This is a genomic window from Rahnella sp. PAMC25617, from assembly GCF_050606005.1.
Classification (GTDB): Bacteria; Pseudomonadota; Gammaproteobacteria; order Enterobacterales; family Enterobacteriaceae; genus Rahnella; species Rahnella variigena.
This window is the reverse complement of sequence record NZ_JBOCUM010000269.1, coordinates 1-218: the sequence shown is the minus strand read 5'-3', so window position 1 is coordinate 218 and position 218 is coordinate 1. Positions and strand designations below refer to the sequence as shown.

The 218-nt window shown below is 53.2% G+C and carries 1 protein-coding gene; it reads right to left on the bottom strand.

Annotation, left to right across the window (positions count from 1 at the left end; translation table 11 throughout):
- A partial coding sequence (locus tag ACM615_RS24330) for a hypothetical protein (RefSeq protein WP_431012700.1) occupies positions 1–218 on the bottom strand: 218 nt, incomplete at both ends.

The window sequence follows — 218 nt, the reverse complement described above, 5'->3', positions numbered from 1 at the left end:
ACCGATTCGGCGGGGAAAAATCCCAGCGTACTACCAATCAGGGAGGATGAATAATGTGTCTTGCGAGTTAAGGCATCAATGCGAGCGGTCGTCAACGGCAATTTTAACCACGGGGCGGTCAGCTTCACCAGCAAGCGTAATGGTGCTTCAGGCAGTATCAGTTTCGGCGCAGCGACTTGCATGGCCAGCGCCAAGGCATCGATTACCTGATCAAGAGT